Source organism: Tsukamurella sp. NPDC003166 (assembly GCF_040611135.1).
Classification (GTDB): Bacteria; Actinomycetota; Actinomycetes; order Mycobacteriales; family Mycobacteriaceae; genus Tsukamurella.
In genome coordinates, this window is record NZ_JBEXNL010000008.1 from 21,568 (window position 1) to 40,871 (window position 19,304).

Annotated in this window: 18 protein-coding genes; 9 read left to right on the plus strand and 9 right to left on the minus strand. The window is 70.5% G+C overall.

Annotated features, from left to right (window positions below):
* Positions 1–39 precede the first annotated feature (39 nt).
* The 7 genes from ABZX10_RS11235 to ABZX10_RS11265 form a co-directional block, all read right to left on the minus strand.
* Positions 40–333 (minus strand): hypothetical protein, encoded by a 294-nt coding sequence (locus tag ABZX10_RS11235; RefSeq protein WP_355538864.1) that lies wholly within the window; start codon positions 331–333, stop codon positions 40–42.
* A complete protein-coding gene (locus ABZX10_RS11240) occupies positions 330–1,310 on the minus strand; it encodes a COX15/CtaA family protein (protein ID WP_355538867.1) in 981 nt (326 codons plus the stop codon). The genes ABZX10_RS11235 and ABZX10_RS11240 overlap by 4 nt, the downstream gene beginning before the upstream one ends.
* Positions 1,311–1,350: 40 nt before the next feature.
* Positions 1,351–2,136, minus strand: coding sequence for an ABC transporter permease (locus tag ABZX10_RS11245; protein ID WP_355538870.1), 786 nt, complete (start codon positions 2,134–2,136; stop codon positions 1,351–1,353).
* Position 2,137: 1 nt separating this feature from the next.
* Positions 2,138–3,070, minus strand: a complete 933-nt coding sequence (locus ABZX10_RS11250; protein WP_355538873.1) for an ABC transporter ATP-binding protein — start codon at positions 3,068–3,070, stop codon at positions 2,138–2,140.
* Between the two features lie 6 nt (positions 3,071–3,076).
* Positions 3,077–4,759 carry a polyprenol phosphomannose-dependent alpha 1,6 mannosyltransferase MptB gene (gene mptB, locus ABZX10_RS11255; protein WP_355539310.1) on the minus strand — a complete coding sequence of 561 codons (1,683 nt, stop codon included), beginning with the start codon at positions 4,757–4,759 and terminating at the stop codon, positions 3,077–3,079.
* Between the two features lie 163 nt (positions 4,760–4,922).
* A complete protein-coding gene (locus tag ABZX10_RS11260; protein ID WP_355538876.1) occupies positions 4,923–6,149 on the minus strand; it encodes an amidohydrolase in 1,227 nt (408 codons plus the stop codon).
* Between the two features lie 42 nt (positions 6,150–6,191).
* Entirely contained in the window at positions 6,192–7,532 is a 1,341-nt protein-coding gene (locus ABZX10_RS11265; RefSeq protein WP_355538879.1) for a DUF3100 domain-containing protein, read from the minus strand.
* A 98-nt stretch (positions 7,533–7,630) separates the two neighbouring features.
* Between ABZX10_RS11265 and ABZX10_RS11270 the strand changes: the two genes are divergently transcribed.
* From ABZX10_RS11270 to ABZX10_RS11305, 8 genes are read left to right on the plus strand one after another with little or no spacing between them, the layout of a single operon-like run.
* Entirely contained in the window at positions 7,631–8,683 is a 1,053-nt protein-coding gene (locus ABZX10_RS11270; protein WP_355538882.1) for an Lrp/AsnC family transcriptional regulator, read from the plus strand.
* Positions 8,684–8,729: 46 nt separating this feature from the next.
* Positions 8,730–9,434, plus strand: coding sequence for a metalloregulator ArsR/SmtB family transcription factor (locus ABZX10_RS11275; protein ID WP_355538885.1), 705 nt, complete (start codon positions 8,730–8,732; stop codon positions 9,432–9,434).
* On the plus strand, positions 9,431–10,861 hold the full coding sequence (gene sufB / locus ABZX10_RS11280; RefSeq protein WP_355538888.1) for a Fe-S cluster assembly protein SufB: 1,431 nt from the start codon (positions 9,431–9,433) through the stop codon (positions 10,859–10,861). Before ABZX10_RS11275 ends, sufB begins: the two co-directional genes overlap by 4 nt.
* Positions 10,862–12,037: a Fe-S cluster assembly protein SufD gene (gene sufD, locus ABZX10_RS11285; RefSeq protein WP_355538891.1), complete on the plus strand. Its 1,176-nt coding sequence runs from the start codon at positions 10,862–10,864 to the stop codon at positions 12,035–12,037.
* 20 nt (positions 12,038–12,057) lie between these two features.
* Positions 12,058–12,828, plus strand: coding sequence for a Fe-S cluster assembly ATPase SufC (gene sufC, locus ABZX10_RS11290; protein WP_355538894.1), 771 nt, complete (start codon positions 12,058–12,060; stop codon positions 12,826–12,828).
* Positions 12,825–14,096, plus strand: coding sequence for a cysteine desulfurase (locus tag ABZX10_RS11295; RefSeq protein ID WP_355538897.1), 1,272 nt, complete (start codon positions 12,825–12,827; stop codon positions 14,094–14,096). Before sufC ends, ABZX10_RS11295 begins: the two co-directional genes overlap by 4 nt.
* Positions 14,096–14,554, plus strand: a complete 459-nt coding sequence (sufU, locus tag ABZX10_RS11300) for a Fe-S cluster assembly sulfur transfer protein SufU (RefSeq protein ID WP_355538900.1) — start codon at positions 14,096–14,098, stop codon at positions 14,552–14,554. The genes ABZX10_RS11295 and sufU overlap by 1 nt, the downstream gene beginning before the upstream one ends.
* The gene (locus ABZX10_RS11305) at positions 14,551–14,946 is read left to right on the plus strand and encodes a metal-sulfur cluster assembly factor (protein ID WP_355538903.1); all 396 of its coding nucleotides are present in this window, start codon (positions 14,551–14,553) and stop codon (positions 14,944–14,946) included. Before sufU ends, ABZX10_RS11305 begins: the two co-directional genes overlap by 4 nt.
* Here the strand turns inward: ABZX10_RS11305 and ABZX10_RS11310 are convergent.
* Positions 14,936–15,964: an RNA ligase family protein gene (locus ABZX10_RS11310; RefSeq protein ID WP_355538906.1), complete on the minus strand. Its 1,029-nt coding sequence runs from the start codon at positions 15,962–15,964 to the stop codon at positions 14,936–14,938. The genes ABZX10_RS11305 and ABZX10_RS11310 overlap by 11 nt on opposite strands.
* A 127-nt stretch (positions 15,965–16,091) precedes the next feature.
* Between ABZX10_RS11310 and ABZX10_RS11315 the strand changes: the two genes are divergently transcribed.
* A complete protein-coding gene (locus tag ABZX10_RS11315) occupies positions 16,092–16,589 on the plus strand; it encodes a DUF4262 domain-containing protein (RefSeq protein WP_355538909.1) in 498 nt (165 codons plus the stop codon).
* A gap of 15 nt (positions 16,590–16,604) precedes the next feature.
* Here ABZX10_RS11315 and ABZX10_RS11320 read toward each other — a convergent pair whose 3' ends face one another.
* Positions 16,605–19,289, minus strand: a complete 2,685-nt coding sequence (locus ABZX10_RS11320; RefSeq protein WP_355538912.1) for a fumarate reductase/succinate dehydrogenase flavoprotein subunit — start codon at positions 19,287–19,289, stop codon at positions 16,605–16,607.
* Between the last annotated feature and the right edge of the window lie 15 nt (positions 19,290–19,304).

The window sequence follows — 19,304 nt, forward strand, 5'->3', positions numbered from 1 at the left end:
CCGGCACGACAGCGGGCTATTCCCGCGCGGGCGCCGGGCCTAGCGGCTGTGCGCCCGGTATCCGGCCATCCGCTCGTGGTGGCCGGGTTCGGTGGTGGCCTTGCTCACCAGCGCGCGGTCCCACTCGGAGGTGTCGAGGCCGGCCTTCTCCGCCGCGTCCTTCGCCTGCGCCGGGTTCGCGACGATCTGGTCGCCCATGATCCCGTCTCCACCGACGAGGGTGATGCGCACGCCCTCCTCGCCCATGTTCTGCAGCACGGCGGTGGCACCGTCGTGCTGGGCGGCGAAGCCCTTCAGCCGGGAGACGACGTTGCCGGGTGCCTGGTCACTCATGCCGCCAGCTTATCCGGCGCGACGTCGGAGCCGCGCAGCACCCGCGCTGACATCAGCCGATAGAGGATCGCGGTCTCGGCGATCACCGACATCGCGCCGGCGACGTGCAGCACGACCAGCAGCGCGGGGACGCCCGTGAAGTACTGGACCACGCCGATCAGCGACTGCGCGGCGACCACGACGAACACGATCTTCACCCGGCGTCGCACGGCCTCGCTCGACGGTCCCCGGGCGATGAGCACCGCCGCCCCGATCAGAACGCCGACGTACAGCGCCACCAGCAGGCCGTGCGTGAGGGAGAGCAGCGGGATCGAGACGTCGAGGCGGTCGATGGCCTTCGGGTTGGTGCGGTCGCCGGCGTGCGGGCCCGCGGCGGTCACGATCATGCCGGCCGTGAGCACGAGCGCCATCACGACGGCGGAACCGGCGACGAGACGCCGGGCGCCGGCGGGCGCGGTCTCGATCTCGGCACCGTCGTCGGGTTCGGCGACCTTGGCGTACAGCGTGGCGGCGAGCCAGACCATCGCACAGGAGACGAGCATGTGGGCGCCGACCACCCACCAGCGCAGGCCGGTGAGCACGGTGATGCCGCCGAGGATGCCCTGCGCGAACGTGGACAGGGGCATGATCCACGCGTAGACCAGGATCTCGCGGCGGCGCCGGGCGCGGGTCACGGCGAGCACGATCGCGACCGACGTGGTCACCACGATCCACACCGCGATCTGCCGGTTCCCGAACTCGATCGCCTGATGCCACCACGGGACCTCGTCCTGCGGGATCGGCACGAGCGAGTCGTCGAAGCACTTGGGCCAGGTGGGGCAGCCCAGGCCCGAACCGGTCACGCGCACCACCGAGCCGGTGACGGCGATGAGCGCCTGGGAGAGCAGCGCGGCGAGCGCGAACCGCTGCTGTGCCCTCGTACTGGGCAGCGGCAGGCGATCGACGAGGCGCAGGAAGAGCTGGTACACGCCGATCATCGTACGTGGGCCGCCACGGGCTACTACGACCTGTAGTGGGCTAGCCGGTGAAGCGGAACAGGCGCACGGCCGCCGCGGAGCCCGCCACACCCCACACCAGGAGCACGGCCATCCCGAACCAGTCGACGGTGCCGGCGTCCGCGGCGCGGGTCAGGGCCTCGGTCAGCGCGCCCGACGGTGCCACCCTCGCGATCCACACGACCGCGTCGGGGACGTGCGCGTGCATCACGACGAGCGAGCCGATCGCGCCCAGCACGAACCACAGCAGGTTCGCGAGCGCGAGCACGAGCTCCGCCTTGAGCGTGCCGCCGAGCAGCAGACCGAGCGAGGCGAACGCGAACACGCCCACCGCGAGGATCGGTGCCCACAGCAGCAGGCCGAGGGGGTCCGGCCTCCAGCCGAGTGCCAGGCCGATCCCGCCGATGATCACCGCCTGCAGGATCACGACGAGCACCACCGCCAGGGTCTTCCCCGCGATGACGCCCCATCGGGGCAGCGGCGTCGCGCCGAGCCGTTTGAGCGCGCCGTACCGCCGGTCGAAGCCGACGGCGATCGCCTGCCCGGTGAACGCGGTCGACATCACCGCGACGGCCATGATCGCCGGGACCAGGGCGCCGATCCGGGTCGCCTCGTCGCCGATCGGCAGCACCGTGAAGCCGATGAGCAGTGCGATCGGGATGAACATGGTCAGCAGCAGCTGCTCGCCGTTGCGGAGCAGGAGTGTGAGCTCCATCCGGGTCTGCGCCGCGAGCATCGCCGCGGGCCGGGCCGCCTCGGGGTTGGGCAGGAAGGTGCCGCGGGCGAAGCGGGGCTCGGTTCGGGTCACGTCATCCCCTCAGATCGCGGCCGGTCAGGTCCAGGAACACGTCCTGCAGGGTCCGGGTCCCCACCCGCAGGTCGGTGATCAGCGCGCCCTGCGCGGCGAGGTACGCGGCGGCGTCCGCGACGACGGTCGGCGTCACCTCCGCGCCGCGCACCACGTAGGTCGAGCCGTGCGCGTCGGTCGAGTCCACCGTCGCCGTGAAGCCGGTCCCCAGCCGGGCGGCCAGGGCGGCGGTGTCCAGGCCCGACGGTGCGCTCACCCGCAGTTCGTGCTCCGCCCCGGCGCGCGTGAGTTCCTCCGGCGTACCGTCGGCCACCGCGCGGCCGCGGTCGATGATGACGACCCGGTCCGCGAGCGCCTCGGCCTCGTCGAGGAGGTGGGTGGTGAGCAGGACGGTGACCCCGTCGCGGCGCAGTGCGGCGATGAGGTCCCAGACGAGGAGGCGGGCCTGCGCGTCGAGACCGGCGGTCGGCTCGTCGAGGAAGACCAGTTCGGGGCGCCCGACGAGGGCGCAGGCCAGGGCGAGGCGCTGCTGCTGGCCGCCGGAGAGCCGGCGGTAGCTGACGTTCACCACGTCCTGCAGGCCCAGCGTCGTGAGCAGCCAGTCGGGGTCGTGGGGGTTCGCGGCGTACGCGGCCACAAGACGGAGCATCTCGCCGGTCTTCGCGCCCGGGTAGGCGCCGCCGCCCTGCAGCATGACGCCGATCCGGGGCTTGAGCCGGGCCGCGTCGGCGACCGGGTCGAGCCCGAGGACCTCGACGGTGCCGGAGTCGGGGGAGTCGAATCCCTCGCACAGTTCGACGGTGGTGGTCTTACCGGCGCCGTTGGGCCCGAGCAGGGCCAGGACGCTGCCGTGCTCCACGGTGAGGTCGAGTCCGTCGACGGCGACGACGTCGCCGAATCGTTTGGTGACGGAGGTCGCGGACAGTGCGGGCACGGGAGATCAGCGTACTCGGCCGAGCGCGAGCCGCCGCTCGCGCCTACGGGGCAGTTCGAAGGTCAGGTACACGGCCAGCGCCACGATGACGACGGTGCTCATCCCCGCCTTGGCGATGACATAGGGCTCGATCTCGCCGCCGTTGGGCATGAGCATCACCGACACCACGCTCGAGACGATGACCGCGGCCAGGCGGAAGCCGGGCGCGGTGGCCCACGCGGCCAGCGGGACGATGGCCCACAGCAGGTACCAGGGTTGGACCACGGGGAAGAGCAGCACGAGCGCGGCCATCGAGATGCCGAGGGCGCCGACCGCGTGGATCCGGCCGGACAGGGTCGCGAGGAGCATGCGGAGCACGATCACCGCGGCCAGCGCGGCGGCGATCGGACGCGTGATGGCGAGGATCGCGGTGGTGTGATCGCCGAGGCCCAGCAGCACGCCGATCAGCCCGGTCGCCATGCCGAGCACCGTCGGGATCGACATCCACGAGCGGACTCGATTGGCCCCGCCCAGGATCCCCGCGTCCAACCAGCCGTAACCCAGCCCGGTCACCTGGCAGACGACGACGACCACGATCACCAGCACGATCGCGAGGAAGCCGGCGGCCAGGGCGATGGCGATCAGCGTTCGGCCCAGATCCGGCCGGAACTCCCGGATCGCGGTGCGCCAGTCGCGCAACCGCCCGCCGATGTCCGGGAACGTGCCGCCCAGGCGCCGAGCGAGGGCCATGCCGATGAAGCCGAGCGCGAGCACGGAGGTGATCTTGATCAGGCTCGACGCGGCGATCATCGCGGCGCCGGCGGTGAGCAGCCACGCGGTCCGGGTGGGCATCGAGCCGTCCAGGAACCGCCGACCCGAGGAGATCGCCCGCAGCGACCACTCCATGCCTACGAGCATCATCCCGAGCATGAGGCTCTCGTTGTGGATGCCCGCGATGAGATGGAAGATGACCAGCGGATTCGCGGCGCCGAGCCACAGGGCGGCCACCTCGTTGACGCCGCAGCGCCGGGCGAGCCGGGGGAGCGCCCACACGATCATCGCGACGCCGGCGAGCGCCAGCAGTCGGTGCGCGATCACGCCGGCGACCACGTTCTCCCCGGTCAGGGCCGTGATACCGCGGCCGAGGTAGAGGAACAGCGGGCCGTACGGGGCCGGGGTGTCCCGCCAGATGTTGGGCACCGAGCGGGTGAACACGTGGTCGATCCCGAGTGCCTTGGCGGGACCGATGGCGTACGGGTCGAGGCCGCGCGCCGTGATCTCCGATTGCGCGAGGTAGGAGTAGACGTCCTTGCTGAACATCGGCGGAGCGAACAGGAACGGCAGGACCCACAGCGCGAGGATCCGGTCGAAGCCGCGCCGCGTGAGCCGGCGCGGCTGCGCGGGCACGGTGTGCGCGTTCGGGTTGAGGTAGCCGATCGTGTACCGGCGCAGCAGGACCCACGCGATCATCAGCATCGCCGTGCCGACCATCGTCACCGTCAGCGCTGTGGACTGCATTCGGAACATCAGACCGATGAGCCGGCGCCCCGCGATCGGGTTCTGCACCACGGGGAACGACCCCACCCCGAGCGCGCCGAACGCGATGAGCACCGCGCCGACCCCACCGAAGGTCGCGATCGTGCGGACCGTCCGCTTCTCCTCGGCGTTGAGGTCGGGGTACTGCCGCTCGTCGGTGTGCAGTCGGTTCACCGCGCCGCCCGCACCCTGCGGTCCCCGGTCCGACGGTGCCCCGTCGGGCTTGGTCAGCCCGAGGAAATCGGCGAACGTGCGCACGGGGGCGGGAAGGGTCGGGGTAGCGCGCACGTCCGCAAGAGTAGACGGTGGCTTCCCCGTCCCGGGGGCGTCCGTCCGCTCAGTCGACGTTCTGGTCGATCATCGTCGCGCCCTCGGGGCGCTCCGCCTGCCGGCGCAGCAGGACGGTGCGGGCCTCGGGATCGGTGGCGACGTCGATGATCGTGCGGGCCAGGATGGTGGCCCCGTCGAGCACCGTCGCGTCTGCCTGGGCGGTCCGCGCGGCGGCGGCGAACTCGATGGTGTGGGGCGGCCCGGCGGCCTCGGCGATGCTCAGCATCGGGTGGATGCTGGGAACCACACGGCTCACGTTGCCCATGTCGGTCGAGCCGCCCCCGCCGCCGGTGGGACCTGCGACGACGGTGCGCCCGCTCGCGGTCACGGCGGCGTTCCACGCCTCGGCGAGCCGGACCTCCGGCGTGATCGACAGGTAGCGTGGCTCGGCCCGGTGGTGCTCCCACTCGCAGCCGGTGGCGATCGCGGCGCCCTCGAAGCAGGCCAGGACACGGCGCTTGATGTCGAGCATCTGGTCGAGATCGGCCGAGCGGACCTCCGCCGACAGGCGCGCCTGCGCCGGGACGATGTTGGTGACCCGGCCCGCGGAGTTGGACACCACCGACAGGCGGACGCCGTCGGGCACGTGCTGGCGCAACAACCCGATGGCGGTCTGCGCCAGGACGGCGGCCGATTCGGCGTTGATGGCGTGGTCGGGGGCGGCCGCGGCGTGCGCGGACCGGCCCTGGAAGAGGACGTCGAAGCGATCGACGCACTGCATCGTCGCGTCGGCGGCCGCGACCTCGGTGACCCCGTCGCCGTTGATCGGGTGCACCATCGCGGACAGGGTCGCGGTCTCGAACGCCCCGGCGCGCAACAGCTCGACCTTGCCGCCGCCGTGCTCCTCGGCCGGCGTGCCCAGCACGGTGAGCGTGATGCCCAGTTCGTCGACCAGCGGCGCCAGGGCCAGTGCGGCGCCGGTGGTGATGCCGGCGATGACATTGTGTCCGCAGGCGTGGCCGAGGCCGGGGAGCGCGTCGTACTCGGCGCACAGGACGGCGTGCACCTCACCGGTGCCGAGGGTGGCGGTGAACGCGGTGCCCACCCCGTGGGCGCCGCGCTCGACCGCGAAGCCGCGCGCTTCGAACAGGTCCGCGAGCAGCCCGGCGGAGCGGACCTCCTCGAACGAGAGCTCGGGGTGATCGTGCAGGTCGTGGGAGAGGTCGAGCAGCGTCCGCGCCTCGGCGGCGACGGTGGCCGCGGCGGCGGCGGGCAGGTCGATGGTGAGGGTCATGGTCGGGTCCGTTCGATGTCGGGGGATGTCAGGACGTGCGGGTCAGTGCCACAGGCCGAGCGCGAACTCGGCGATCACGGTGGCGAGGAGGAACGAGGCGATGATGGCGACGATGCCGACGGGCACGATCCGCCAGCCGATGCGGCGCAGGGCCGGCAGATTCTGGGCCATAGCCAGGCCGCCGCACGTCAGCACCACGCAGCAGAGCGAGAGGAAGTTGATCGACGCGCCGGCCTTGACGATCGACGCCTGCACGGGGGACCACGGACTCGAGAGGGCGGTGCCGATGGCGCTGGCCCAGATGATCATCGGAATCCTGTCCCGCACGGCTCGGGCGAGGCCGATCGCCGCCAGCGTCACCACGGCTACCAGGGCGTAGCCGACGAGGATCTGCGGATCGAACCGCTTCGCGGCGATAGTGGCGGTGATGACGCCGAGCACCAGAACGATCGGCATCGCGACCTTGAGCGGGACGTTCACCGCGACGTCGGTGGATTCGGCCTGGATGGGGGCGCCGGCCTCGCGGGCCGCGGCCACCTCGGCGGTCACCTTCGCGGCGTGTTCGGGACGCTTGCGGGTCAGGAAGCGGTACACCTTGTCGGCGAGCGGCAGCGCGATCCAGACGCCGACGTAGGTGCCCAGGATCATGGTGATCATGTTCGACGTGGTGGCGAGCGCCTTGACCTGGTCGGCCAACTCCGGGTGCGCGGAGGTGATCGCGGCCAGACCCGCCGCCATCATCGAGGTGGAACCCACGCCGACGCCCATCGCGAGGGCCTGCGGGTCGAAGATGTTCAGCGAGGTCACGGTGGATGCCGCCAGCGCGACGACGATGGCGCCGAACATGGTGCCGAAGACGTACATCGACATCACGCCCCGGTACTCCTCGGAGTCGGTGCCGTACTTGCCGCCGACGATCGCGAAGCTGGCCTCGCGGTCGATGGCGAAGGTGGCGCCGACGGTCGCGCGGCCCATCCGCAGCAGCACGGCGATCGGCAGAGCGAGGGCGATGGTGCCGAAGAGGTGGCCGGCCTCCTGCAACAGCAGCGCCGGCCCGGCCTTGGTCAGCGTCGGCAGGTTCGGTCCGATGGTGAAGCCCAACAGGGCGACCAGCATGGCGACGGCGGTCGCCATGAGCCGGTCGGCCACCTTCCACATCCGCGGAGTGAAGGGGACGAGCCGCTGCGCGGAGACGATCGCGCCCGCGATCAGGCCCCACACCATCGGGTAGACGGTCATCTTCGCGAATCCGAGGCTGATGGTCCACGGTCCGATGAACTGGAAGACCGCCGTGATGACCAATGCCGCGAGGGCGGGGAGCCACAGGTCGCGCGGGGTGAATCGGGAGGCGACGGTGTCGGTCGCGGTGGTGCTGGGTGCCATGCGTCGGTCTTTTCGTCGGGCGAGCTGGATGCCAGACGATGTTCCGGGTTCCGGTTGATATCCGGTACCGATCGCAGGAAAACAGCGATGATTGGTCGATGAACGCAGGATCCGGATCGGTACGTCCGATTCCCGCCGACGAAGTGACGGGGGACACACCCGACGGTGCGGCGCTGAGCGCGGACGACCTGCGTCTGGTCCACGCGCTGCAGGTGGTGCCGCGGGCGCCGTGGTCGCGGATCGGTGCGGCACTGGGGTGCGACCCGGTGACCGCGGCCCGGCGCTGGGCGCGGCTGCGCGACGGCGGCTACGCGTGGGTCACGGCCTACAGGTTCGCACGGCGCACCGTCGTCGCCCTGGTCGAACTGTCCTGCGCGCCCGGACGCACGCTCGAGGTGGCGGCCGACCTCGCGCAGGACGTCGAGGCCATCACGATCGACGTGACGGCGGGCGGCCGGGACCTGGTGATCACGGTCGCTGTCGAGGGGGACGACCGGCTCGGTGAGTACCTCCTGGACCGGGTGGGGCGGGTCGCGGGCGTGGTCAGCTCGCGCACCCATGTGTTCACGACTATCGCGTCGGACGCCCGCACGTGGCGCCTGCGCATCCTCGGCCAGGACGAACTGGCCGCGCTCGAGGCGATCCCGCGGTCGGCGGGGCGGCAGCGCACCTCGCTCTCGGTACCGGAGTTCGACGGGGTGTTGGCCGAGTTGGCGGCGGACGGCCGGATCCGCGCCGCGGAGCTCGCGGAACGCCGCGACATCGGCGTCGACCGGGCGCGGGCGGCGCTGAACACGGTGCTCGCGACAGACGGCGTCGTGGTGCGTACCGAGGTGGCCCGCAGGTTCTCGGAACGACCGGTCTACGCCTGGTTCTTCCTGCGCGTACCGGCGCGGTCGACGGACCGGGTGCTGCGCAGACTGTCGACGCTGCGCGACGTGCGGCTGCTCGCGACCTCGATCGGCACGTGCAACATCGTGCTGGCGATGTGGCTCGCGGGGCTGGACGACGTGCAGCGCGTCGAGGCGGTCATCGAGCGGTCGGACGCGGAGGTGATGATCGTCGACAGATCGCTGGTCCTGCGCACCACGAAGCATCTCGGGCGGCAGTTGCGCATCGATGGTCGCTCGGTGCGCAGGGCCGAAGCTTAGCCTGACCTTGCTGGAAGTGCCGGGCGAATTAGGAAACAATCGTGTTGTGAAAAGCGAGCAGCACGAGGCTCATGCCTCGACGGCACAGCGTGACGGGGACACCCGCGACGCCGTGGTCGGGCTGCTCATGAACCGGGGCCAGGCCACTGCGGCCGATATCGGCGAGGCCCTGGGGATCACGACCACCGCCGTGCGCCGCCATCTCGACAATCTGCTCGAGGCGGGCGACGTGACGGTCGCGCCACCGTCGGGCCTGGGTGGCCGGGGGCGGGGACGTCCTGCGAAGGAGTTCCTGCTCACGCCCTCCGGGCGGCGGCGCCTGGGCCAGGGCTACGACGCCCTGGCGGTCGACGCGCTTCGCGCCCTGCGCGAGGTCGGCGGCGAGGAGGCGGTGCGCACCTTCGCGCGGCGCCGGGCCGAGCAGGCCGTGGGCACAGCCACCGTCGGCCCCGGGGCTTCTGACCCGGTGGACGGTGCCCGTAGGATCGCGGCGTCGCTCTCGGACGCCGGATTCTCCGCCGATGCCCGAGAAGTGGGCAACGGCGTCCAGATCTGCCAACACCACTGCCCGGTGTCGGAGGTCGCAGCCGAGTTCCCCGAACTGTGCGAGGCCGAAATTTCGGCGATCGAACAGGCGTTGGGAACTCATGTACAGCGTCTGGCCACCATCGCCAACGGTGACCGCGCATGCACCACCCACGTGCCCCTCGAGCGCGTGGTCCGCGAGCAACCCGCTAAGGAGCTTCGATGACAACGGTCGAGAACGGCCCGCTGTCCCAGGAGGAGACGATCGCGTCCCTGGGCACCTACGGCTACGGGTGGCACGATTCCGACGCCGCCGGCGCCTCGGCGCAGCGCGGCCTCTCCGAGGCCGTCGTCGCCGACATCTCCGCGAAGAAGAACGAGTCCGAGTGGATGCTGAACCAGCGCCTCAAGGCGCTGAGCATCTTCGAGAAGAAGCCGATGCCCTCCTGGGGCAGCGACCTCGACGGCATCGACTTCGACAACATCAAGTACTTCGTGCGCTCCTCGGAGAAGCAGGCGGAGTCCTGGGAGGACCTGCCCGAGGACATCAAGAACACGTACGACAAGCTCGGCATCCCGGAGGCGGAGAAGCAGCGCCTCGTCGCCGGCGTCGCCGCCCAGTACGAGTCCGAGGTCGTCTACCACTCGATCCGCGAGGACCTCGAGGAGAAGGGCGTCATCTTCCTGGACACCGACACCGGGCTACGTGAGCACCCGGAGCTCTTCGAGGAGTACTTCGGCTCGGTGATCCCCGCGGGCGACAACAAGTTCTCCGCGCTGAACACCGCCGTGTGGTCGGGCGGCTCGTTCATCTACGTGCCCAAGGGCGTCCACGTGGACATCCCGCTGCAGGCCTACTTCCGGATCAACACCGAGAACATGGGCCAGTTCGAGCGCACGCTGATCATCGTCGACGAGGACGCCTACGTGCACTACGTCGAGGGCTGCACCGCGCCGATCTACAAGTCGGACTCGCTGCACTCCGCGGTGGTCGAGATCGTCGTGAAGAAGGGCGGTCGCTGCCGCTACACGACCATCCAGAACTGGTCGAACAACGTCTACAACCTGGTCACCAAGCGGGCCAAGGCCGAGGCCGGCGCCACCATGGAGTGGATCGACGGCAACATCGGCTCCAAGGTCACCATGAAGTACCCGGCGGTGTGGATGATGGGCGAGCACGCCAAGGGCGAGGTGCTCTCGGTGGCCTTCGCCGGCGAGGGCCAGCACCAGGACACGGGCTCGAAGATGGTGCACTTCGCGCCGAACACCTCGAGCAACATCGTCAGCAAGTCGGTCGCCCGCGGCGGCGGCCGGGCGAGCTACCGCGGCCTGATCCAGATCAACAAGGGCGCGCACGGCAGCAAGTCCACCGTGAAGTGCGACGCGCTGCTGGTCGACACGATCTCCCGGTCCGACACGTACCCGTACGTCGACATCCGCGAGGACGACGTGACGATGGGCCACGAGGCCACCGTCTCGAAGGTCTCCGACGACCAGCTCTTCTACCTGATGAGCCGCGGCCTCACCGAGGACGAGGCCATGGCCATGGTGGTGCGCGGCTTCGTCGAGCCCATCGCCAAGGAGCTGCCGATGGAGTACGCGCTCGAGCTGAACCGCCTGATCGAGCTGCAGATGGAAGGGTCCGTGGGCTAAGTGAGCAACACTCTCAACGAGGCCGTCGAGGCCCACCCCGTCGCCAACAAGGGCGAGCTGTTCACGTCCTTCGACGCGGCCGCCTTCGAGGTCCCCAGCCGCCGCGACGAGGCGTGGCGGTTCACGCCGCTGCGCCGCCTCCGGGGCCTGCACGACGGGTCCGCGCAGGCCGACGGTGCCGTGACCGCCACCGTCGACGCGACGCCCGACGGCGTGCGCTTCGAGACCGTCGCCAAGGGCGACGAGCGGCTCGGCGAGGGCGGCACGCCCTTCGACCGCGTCGCGGCGCAGGCCTTCACGTCCATGACCGAGGCCTTCGTGCTCACCGTCGCCAAGGAGGCGGAGGTCGCGGAGCCGGTCTTCGTCCGCATCGCCGGCCCCGGCGAGGGGAAGACGGCGTTCACGCACATCCAGGTGCGCCTGGAGCGGCACGCCCGCGCCGTGGTCGTGCTCGACCACACCGGGTCTGGCACGGTCGCCGAGAACGTCGAGGTCATCCTGGGCGACGGTGCCTCGCTGCAGATCATCGACGCGCAGGACTTCGCCGACGACGCCGTGTGGGTCACCCAGCACCACGTGCGCGTGGGTCGCGATGCCCATGTCCGGCATTTCGCGGTGCAGCTGGGCGGCGAGCTGGTCCGCATGACCCCGCGCGTGCAGTTCGACGCCCCCGGTGGCAACGCCGAGCTGTTCGGTCTGTACTTCGCCGACGACGGCCAGCACCTCGAGCAGCGCCTGCTGGTCGATCACGCGGTGCCGCACTGCAAGTCGAACGTGATCTACAAGGGCGCGCTGCAGGGCGATCCGTCCTCGAAGCTGCCCGATGCGCACACCGTCTGGGTGGGTGACGTGCTGATTCGCGCCGAGGCCGAGGGCACTGACACCTTCGAGCTCAACCGCAACCTGGTCCTCACCGACGGTGCCCGCGCGGATTCGGTGCCGAACCTGGAGATCGAGACCGGCGAGATCGAGGGCGCCGGCCACGCCAGCGCCACCGGCCGGTTCGACGACGAGCAGCTGTTCTACCTGCGCTCGCGGGGCATCCCCGAGGACGAGGCCCGCCGCCTGGTCGTGCGCGGCTTCTTCCAGGAGCTGATCGACCGGATCTCCGTCCCCGAGCTGCGCGAGCGGCTCGCCGCGGCCATCGAACACGAACTCGCCACCGCCGGCGTCTGATACTCGAAGAAGGAAACACGTTGTCTACTCTGGAAATCCGTGATCTGCACGTCAACGTCGTGCAGGCGGACGAGAACGCCGAGCCGATCCAGATCCTCAAGGGCGTCGACCTGACGATCAAGTCCGGCGAGACCCACGCGATCATGGGCCCCAACGGTTCCGGCAAGTCCACGCTGAGCTATGCCATCGCCGGTCACCCGAAGTACGAGGTGACCCAGGGCTCCATCACCCTCGACGGCGAGGACGTCCTGTCCATGACTGTCGACGAGCGCGCCCGCGCCGGCCTGTTCCTGGCGATGCAGTACCCCGTCGAGGTCCCCGGCGTCTCCATGTCGAACTTCCTGCGCTCGGCCGCGACCGCGGTGCGCGGCGAGGCCCCCAAGCTGCGGCACTGGGTCAAGGAGGTCAAGGAGGCGATGGGCGAGCTGTCCATCGACCCGCAGTTCGGCGAGCGCTCGGTCAACGAGGGCTTCTCCGGCGGAGAGAAGAAGCGCCACGAGATCCTGCAGCTGGGTCTGCTCAAGCCGAAGTTCGCCATCCTCGACGAGACCGATTCCGGCCTCGACGTCGACGCCCTGCGCGTCGTCTCCGAGGGCGTGAACCGCTACGCCGAGCGCGAGCACGGCGGCGTCCTGCTCATCACGCACTACACCCGCATCCTGCGGTACATCCACCCCGAGTTCGTGCACGTCTTCGTGAACGGCCGGATCGTGGAGTCGGGCGGCTCCGAGCTGGCCGACGAGCTGGAGGAGAACGGCTACGTGAAGTTCACCGAGGCCGTCGGAGCATGACCGCCTCGGTGAAGTCCGCCCTGGACATCGACGCGATCCGCGCCGACTTCCCGATCCTGTCCCGCACGGTCCGCGACGAGAAGCCACTCGTCTACCTGGATTCGGGCGCAACCTCGCAGCGTCCGCGCCCGGTACTCGACGCGGAGTGGGAGTTCCTCACCACGCACAACGCCGCCGTGCACCGCGGCGCGCACCAGCTGGCCGAGGAGGCCACCGACGCCTACGAGGACGCGCGCGCCGCGATCGCGGAGTTCGTGCGGGTCTCGCCGGATGAGCTGGTGTTCACCAAGAACGCGACCGAGTCGCTGAACTTGGTGGCGTACACCCTCGGCGACGACCGCTCGGCGGCCGTGCTGGGCGGGCATCGCCTGCGCGAGGGCGACACCGTCGTCATCACCGAGCTGGAACACCACGCGAACCTCGTGCCCTGGCAGGAGCTGTGCCGCCGCACCGGTGCCACGCTCAAGTGGTACGGCGTCACCGATTCCGGCCGCATCGACCTCGACTCGCTGGAGCTCGACGACTCGGTGAAGATCGTCGCGTTCACGCATGCCTCCAACGTGACCGGCGCGATCGCGCCGGTGCCGGAGCTGGTGGCGCGGGCCCGCGCCGTCGGCGCCCTCGTGGTGCTCGACGCGTGCCAGTCGGTGCCGCACAGCCCCGTCGACTTCGCGGACCTCGACGTGGACTTCGCGGCCTTCTCGGGCCACAAGATGTACGGCCCGTCCGGCGTCGGCGTGCTCTACGGCAAGCGTGAGCTCCTGGCGCAGCTGCCGCCGTTCATCACCGGCGGCTCGATGATCGAGACCGTCACGATGGAGGGCTCGACGTACGCCGCGCCGCCGCAGCGGTTCGAGGCGGGCGTCCCGATGACCTCGCAGGTCGTGGGTCTCGGCGCCGCGGTGAAGTACCTGACCGCGCTGGGCATGGACGCGGTCGCCGCGCATGAGCACGCGCTGGTGAGCGCCGCGCTCGACCGGCTCGGCGCCATCGAGGGGCTCCGGATCATCGGGCCCACCGAGAACCGGGACCGCGGCAGCGCGGTCTCGTTCGTGGTCGACGGGATCCACGCCCACGACCTCGGGCAGGTGCTCGACGACGAGGGCGTCGCCATCCGCGTCGGCCACCACTGCGCGTGGCCACTGCACCGCCGGTTCGGCGTGGCCGCGACGGCGCGCGCGTCCTTCGGCGTCTACAACACCGCCGCCGAGGTGGACGTGCTGGGCGACGCGATCGTCAAGGCGCAGAAGTTCTTCGGGGTGATCTGATGCGCATGGAGCAGATGTACCAGGACGTGATCCTGGACCACTACAAGCACCCGCACGGCCGCGGGCTGCGCGCGCCCTTCGAGGCCGAGGTCCACCACGTCAACCCCACCTGCGGCGACGAGGTGACCCTGCGGGTGCACCTGTCCGACGATCACGAGACCGTGCTCGACGTCTCGTACGACGGGCAGGGCTGCTCCATCTCGCAGGCGTCCACCTCGGTCCTCACCGACCAGGTGATCGGCGCCCCCGTCGGCGAGGCGCTGAAGATGCTGCAGTCGTACACCGAGATGCTGCAGTCCCGCGGTCAGCTCGAGGGCGACGAGGACCTCATCGGCGACGGCATCGCCTTCGTCGGCGTCTCGAAGTACCCGGCGCGCGTGAAGTGCGCGCTGCTCGGCTGGATGGCGTTCAAGGACGCCCTGTCCCAGATCATCGACTCGGAGGAGAAGACGGCATGAGCGACAATGCTGCCGAGGCCACTGCGGCTGAGGCCACCGCGGCCGACCCGGCGCAGGCCGGCGACAATCCGCTGAACCTGCCCACCCTGTTCGACGTCGAGGAGGCCATGCGCGACGTGGTCGACCCCGAGCTGGGGATCAACGTCGTCGACCTGGGCCTCGTGTACGACCTCAAGGTCGACGACGATGCCGCGGTCCTCATCGACATGACCCTCACCTCGGCGGCGTGCCCGCTGCAGGACGTCATCGAGGACCAGACCCGCGCGGCGCTCGTCACCTCCGGGCTCGCCACCGATGCGAAGATCAACTGGGTCTGGCTCCCGCCGTGGGGCCCGGACAAGATCACCGACGACGGACGCGAGCAGCTGCGCGCCCTGGGCTTCACCGTCTAGGACGCCGTCGACGCCCCGACGCCTGCCGGAGCAACCACCGGTTCGAGATCACTTTGAAGCACGGCCGCCCGTCCAGCTCCGGCATCGGCCGCGCGTCGGTCCGGTGCCAGACGATGCCCTCCGCCCGGCGCCCGGGAGCGACGAGCGATTCGACCTCGTCGGCCTGAGCGATCGCCTCGTTCACGGAGTCCGGCAGGCATAGGCCTTCATAGACCGGTGCGGCGCGGTCGATGGCCCACCGCGGCCATTCCGAGCGCGGGAGCTGTGCGCCCTCGCGCCACACCGCGAACGCCACGAACCCCACCGCGTCAAGGTCGAGCGGATTCGCCTGTATGGCGGGACCGTACAGTTCGCCCTGCACGACGAGGCCGGGCGGCACCGCTTCCGTGAGCCCCTGTGCCGCTGCGTATCGCATCGACACGAGCTCCGGTGACGGCACCCATTCGTAGTTCCGGCCGCATACCCGTAGTCCGCTCGGGGTGGTGATGAACGTGGTCGACGTGCCGTCGACCTTCTCGGTCGCGTACCAGTCGTCCGGATCGAGGGCCGGGTACACGGCGGCCAGGTTCTGCACCCGCTCAGCATCGGTCTTGCGGGCGAGCACGGACGGGTACGGGCCGACCGCGGTACCACTGAGCTCCGCCGGAAGTGGCGCTTCGTATTTCACCACGCCCAGCGTCGCGGCGAGGTCGGCGGCACCGTCGGCCTCCGGGAATTCGGCAAGGGGAAGGACCAGGCCCTGCGAGATCACGCCCCGGAGCTTCATCGTCCGCAGGACGTGGAACCGCGCGCCGCCGATCGTGCGGCTGCCCCGTGGCTCGAGGAATCCGAAGCGCGCGTCGTCCAGCGGGAGCGCAGCGTCGACCTCGACGTAGACGGCGCGGTCGCCGGGCCGGTACTGGCCCTTGCGCACCACGGACCTCCACCCGCCGAAGACGGCGACCTCGATGGCGTCAGCGCCGGCGATCTCCTCGATCGCGTCGACGGCCCGCACAGTGACCAGTTTCCTCGTACTCATGGAGCCGTTGTACCCTTCCGCAACCCGCTTGTGCGAAGCAATTTTCGGGTGCTACGGATGCGACCGCGAACCCTTGTCAGGTGGCTGTTCCAGCGTGAGCTCATTCACTCGGGGGAGAGAAGGAATCATGGCTCATGACGATCTGACACCACAGCAATTGGCGCAATGGCGCGCCGACGAGATCCGACGCATACGCGAGATCATCGACGAGTACGGCGTGATGATCCAGTACGTCTTCGGTGACGAGCAGGCGCGCTCCGCCCCGTTCGCGTACACGATCGGGCTCCATCAGCTCAGCCACCCGGAACTGGTGATCTTCGGGGCCTCGCAGTCGACCGCAGCGGGTGTGCTCAACGAGGTCGCATCGCGGGTCCGCACCAGTCCGGCGTTGATGACGGGGGAGCTGATCGCGTTCGAGCGCTGGTACCACCGTGTGACCGTGGAAACTCTGCCCAACCCGGAGCACGTCGTGTTGTCCGCGAATCAGTACTACCGGGTCCTGCCGGGCGAATCGGTGCAGGCCTACCAATTGACCTACGACGACATGGTGGGCCGATTCCCCTGGGAGCAGGGGTACGAAACGCCGGGTTGGATCCAGCCTCGGCCCGGCGAGTTCCACGCCTGAGCCCAGCCGCGTACGTCACCCCGCGGCGAGCGCCAGCCGCGCGTGGGCGCGGACGTCGGCGTCGGTGTCGTCCAGCGCTGCGGTGAGCGCGACGGCGACGGATGGCACCGTCGGCCAGGTCCGGAGCGTCACGACGGCCGCCTTGCGCACGTCGAGATGTGGTTCGGCGAGGGCGGTTTCGAGTGCGGCGACGGCACCGTCGGGCCCGAGGGCGACGGCGCCCCGCGCGGCCCCTTGCCGCACCTGCCACGCGCGGTCCTTCAGGCCGGCGGCGAGCAGGTCGAGGTCAGTGGCATCGCCGAGCACGCCCAGGGCCTCGAAGGCCGCGGCCCGGACGAGCGGGTCGTGGTCGGTGGCCACCGCGCGCACGGCGTCGACGCCTCCCCGCCCGACGGTGGCCAGCCCGGCCGCGGCGGCGATCCGGACCTCCCGGTTGCCGTCGGTGGTCGCGGAAACGAGCGCGGCCCAATCGTCATGGGAGACCAGCCCGCTCACGCCCACGACCCGCACCCGGTGATCGGGGTCGGTACTCAGCGCGGCGAACTGCTCCGGCGTCCCGGCCTTGAGCGAACGCAGCAGGTTCCCGACGGCGGCGCGCACCACGGCGTCGTCCGAGGCGAGGTAGCCGGCCAGTCCGTCCGCCGACGGTAGCACCTCCACCAGCTCGATCAGCCCCGCGGCGGCCGTACGCCGGACCGCGGCGTCCCCGTCGCCGAGCGCGCCGACGAGGGGAGCGAGGAAGCCCTCGGGCGCGCCCTCGACGAGGAAGGTCACGGCGCTGCGCCGCACCGTCGTGTCCGGATCGGACAGGAACGGAGAGAGTTCCGCCACGGAGGCGCCGTCCAGCACGAGCAGCTCGCGCAGCCGCGGCGAGACCGCGGGCGCGGCAGCGGCACGCGAGGCCGCAGCGGGGATCGCGCCGATCGGTGCCACCGCCAGCGGCCCCAGCACCTCGACCGAATCCGACGATCCCGGAATGTGGTCGAACTCGTCGACCGCCACCAGGTACGGCGACACCGGCCGGGTGAGGAACTCCATCTCGCCGTTGGTGCCCAGCCGCAGGTTCAGGTGCCGGCCCCACCGCTCGTCGTCGCGGTCCGGCAGGTCGGGGCGGTCGTGGTAGAGCCCCCAGCGGGATTCGGTGCGCGCCAGCGACGCCTTCGCCGCCATCTCCGCGCAGTCGCGGATGAACGAGACCTCCACGCAGCGCATCAGCTCGTGCGGCGTCCGCGCGCCCAATCCGCCGACCTCGCCGCGCATCCGCTCGAAGGTCTCGATCGCGATGGTCAGCTTCGGCGCCGTCTTGGGCGGCGCGATGTAGTCGTTCACGAAACGCCGCAGCTTGTACTCGACCTGGGGCTGCGGCGGACCGTCGGGCCTGCGCGCGGGGCCGTAGATCAGCTCGTGCGCCGCGGCGACCTGCTCGTCCAGCCCGTCCGCGGCCGCCGGCGACAGCGCCCGCGCGTGCCGCACCGCATCCGCCCCGGCCAGCTCGCCGAACACGAACGCGCCGATCATGTAGTTGTGCGGTACGCACGCCAGATCGCCCGCGGCGTACAGCCCGGGAACGGATGTGCGGGCGTTCTCGTCGACCCACACCCCGGACGCGGAATGCCCGCCGCACAAACCGATCTCGGAAACGTGCATCTCGATGTCGTGCGTGCGGTAGTCGTGCCCGCGGTTCGCGTGGAAGGTGCCGCGCGTGGGTCGCTCCGTGGTGTGCAGGATCGACTCCAGCTCGCCCAGCGTCTCGTCCGGCAGGTGCGAGACCTTGAGGTAGATGGGCCCGCGGGCCGAGTCGATCTCGGAGCGCACCTCGGCGATCATCTGCCCCGACCAGTAGTCCGAGTCCACGAACCGCTCGCCGAGCGCGTTCACCTGGTAGCCGCCGAACGGGTTCGCCACGTACGCGCACGCGGGCCCGTTGTAGTCCTTGATGAGCGGGTTGATCTGGAAGCACTCGATGCCGCTGAGTTCGGCGCCCGCGTGGTAGGCCATCGCGTAGCCGTCACCGGCGTTCGCCGGGTTCTCGTAGGTGCCGTAGAGGTACCCGGACGCGGGCAGCCCGAGCCGGCCGCACGGTCCCGTCGCCAGGACGACGGCGCCGGCCGAGATCTCCACGAATTCGCCTGTCCGGGTGTTGAACGCGACCGCGCCCACGGCCCGACGGTCCTCCCCGGACCCGGCGGTCAGCACCCGCACCGGCATCACGCGGTTCTCGATCCGGATGCGCTCGCGCATCTTCTTCTGCCGCAGCACCCGGTACAGCGCCTTCTTCACGTCCTTGCCCTCGGGCATCGGCAGCACGTACGAACCGGAGCGGTGCACGCGGCGCACGGCGTACTCGCCGTACTCGTCCTTCTCGAACTTCACGCCGTACCGCTCGAGGCGCTGAATCATCGCGAAGCCGCGGGTCGCCGTCTGGTAGACGGTCCGCTGGTTCACGATGCCGTCGTTGGCCCGCGTGATCTCGGCGACGTAGTCCTCGGGCTCGGCCTTGCCGGGGATGACGGCGTTGTTCACGCCGTCCATGCCCATCGCCAGCGCACCCGAGTGGCGCACGTGCGACTTGTCGAGCAGCAGCACGTCGGCGCCGGCTTCGGCGGCCGTGAGCGCGGCCATCGTTCCGGCGGTCCCGCCGCCGATCACGAGCACGTCGCAGTCGAGGCGGGTGCGGTCGTCGATCTCGGGGATGAACATGAATACTCCTGATGC

Bases quoted from the DNA above. Each gene is read 5' to 3' on its own strand.
- ABZX10_RS11235 (WP_355538864.1), bottom strand. From the start codon at position 333: ATGAGTGACCAGGCACCCGGCAACGTCGTCTCCCGGCTGAAGGGCTTC.
- ABZX10_RS11240 (WP_355538867.1), bottom strand. From the start codon at position 1,310: ATGATCGGCGTGTACCAGCTCTTCCTGCGCCTCGTCGATCGCCTGCCG.
- ABZX10_RS11260 (WP_355538876.1), bottom strand. From the start codon at position 6,149: ATGACCCTCACCATCGACCTGCCCGCCGCCGCCGCGGCCACCGTCGCC.
- ABZX10_RS11265 (WP_355538879.1), bottom strand. From the start codon at position 7,532: ATGGCACCCAGCACCACCGCGACCGACACCGTCGCCTCCCGATTCACC.
- ABZX10_RS11270 (WP_355538882.1), top strand. From the start codon at position 7,631: ATGAACGCAGGATCCGGATCGGTACGTCCGATTCCCGCCGACGAAGTG.
- sufB (WP_355538888.1), top strand. From the start codon at position 9,431: ATGACAACGGTCGAGAACGGCCCGCTGTCCCAGGAGGAGACGATCGCG.
- ABZX10_RS11295 (WP_355538897.1), top strand. From the start codon at position 12,825: ATGACCGCCTCGGTGAAGTCCGCCCTGGACATCGACGCGATCCGCGCC.
- sufU (WP_355538900.1), top strand. From the start codon at position 14,096: ATGCGCATGGAGCAGATGTACCAGGACGTGATCCTGGACCACTACAAG.
- ABZX10_RS11305 (WP_355538903.1), top strand. From the start codon at position 14,551: ATGAGCGACAATGCTGCCGAGGCCACTGCGGCTGAGGCCACCGCGGCC.
- ABZX10_RS11310 (WP_355538906.1), bottom strand. From the start codon at position 15,964: ATGAGTACGAGGAAACTGGTCACTGTGCGGGCCGTCGACGCGATCGAG.
- ABZX10_RS11315 (WP_355538909.1), top strand. From the start codon at position 16,092: ATGGCTCATGACGATCTGACACCACAGCAATTGGCGCAATGGCGCGCC.
- ABZX10_RS11320 (WP_355538912.1), bottom strand. From the start codon at position 19,289: ATGTTCATCCCCGAGATCGACGACCGCACCCGCCTCGACTGCGACGTG.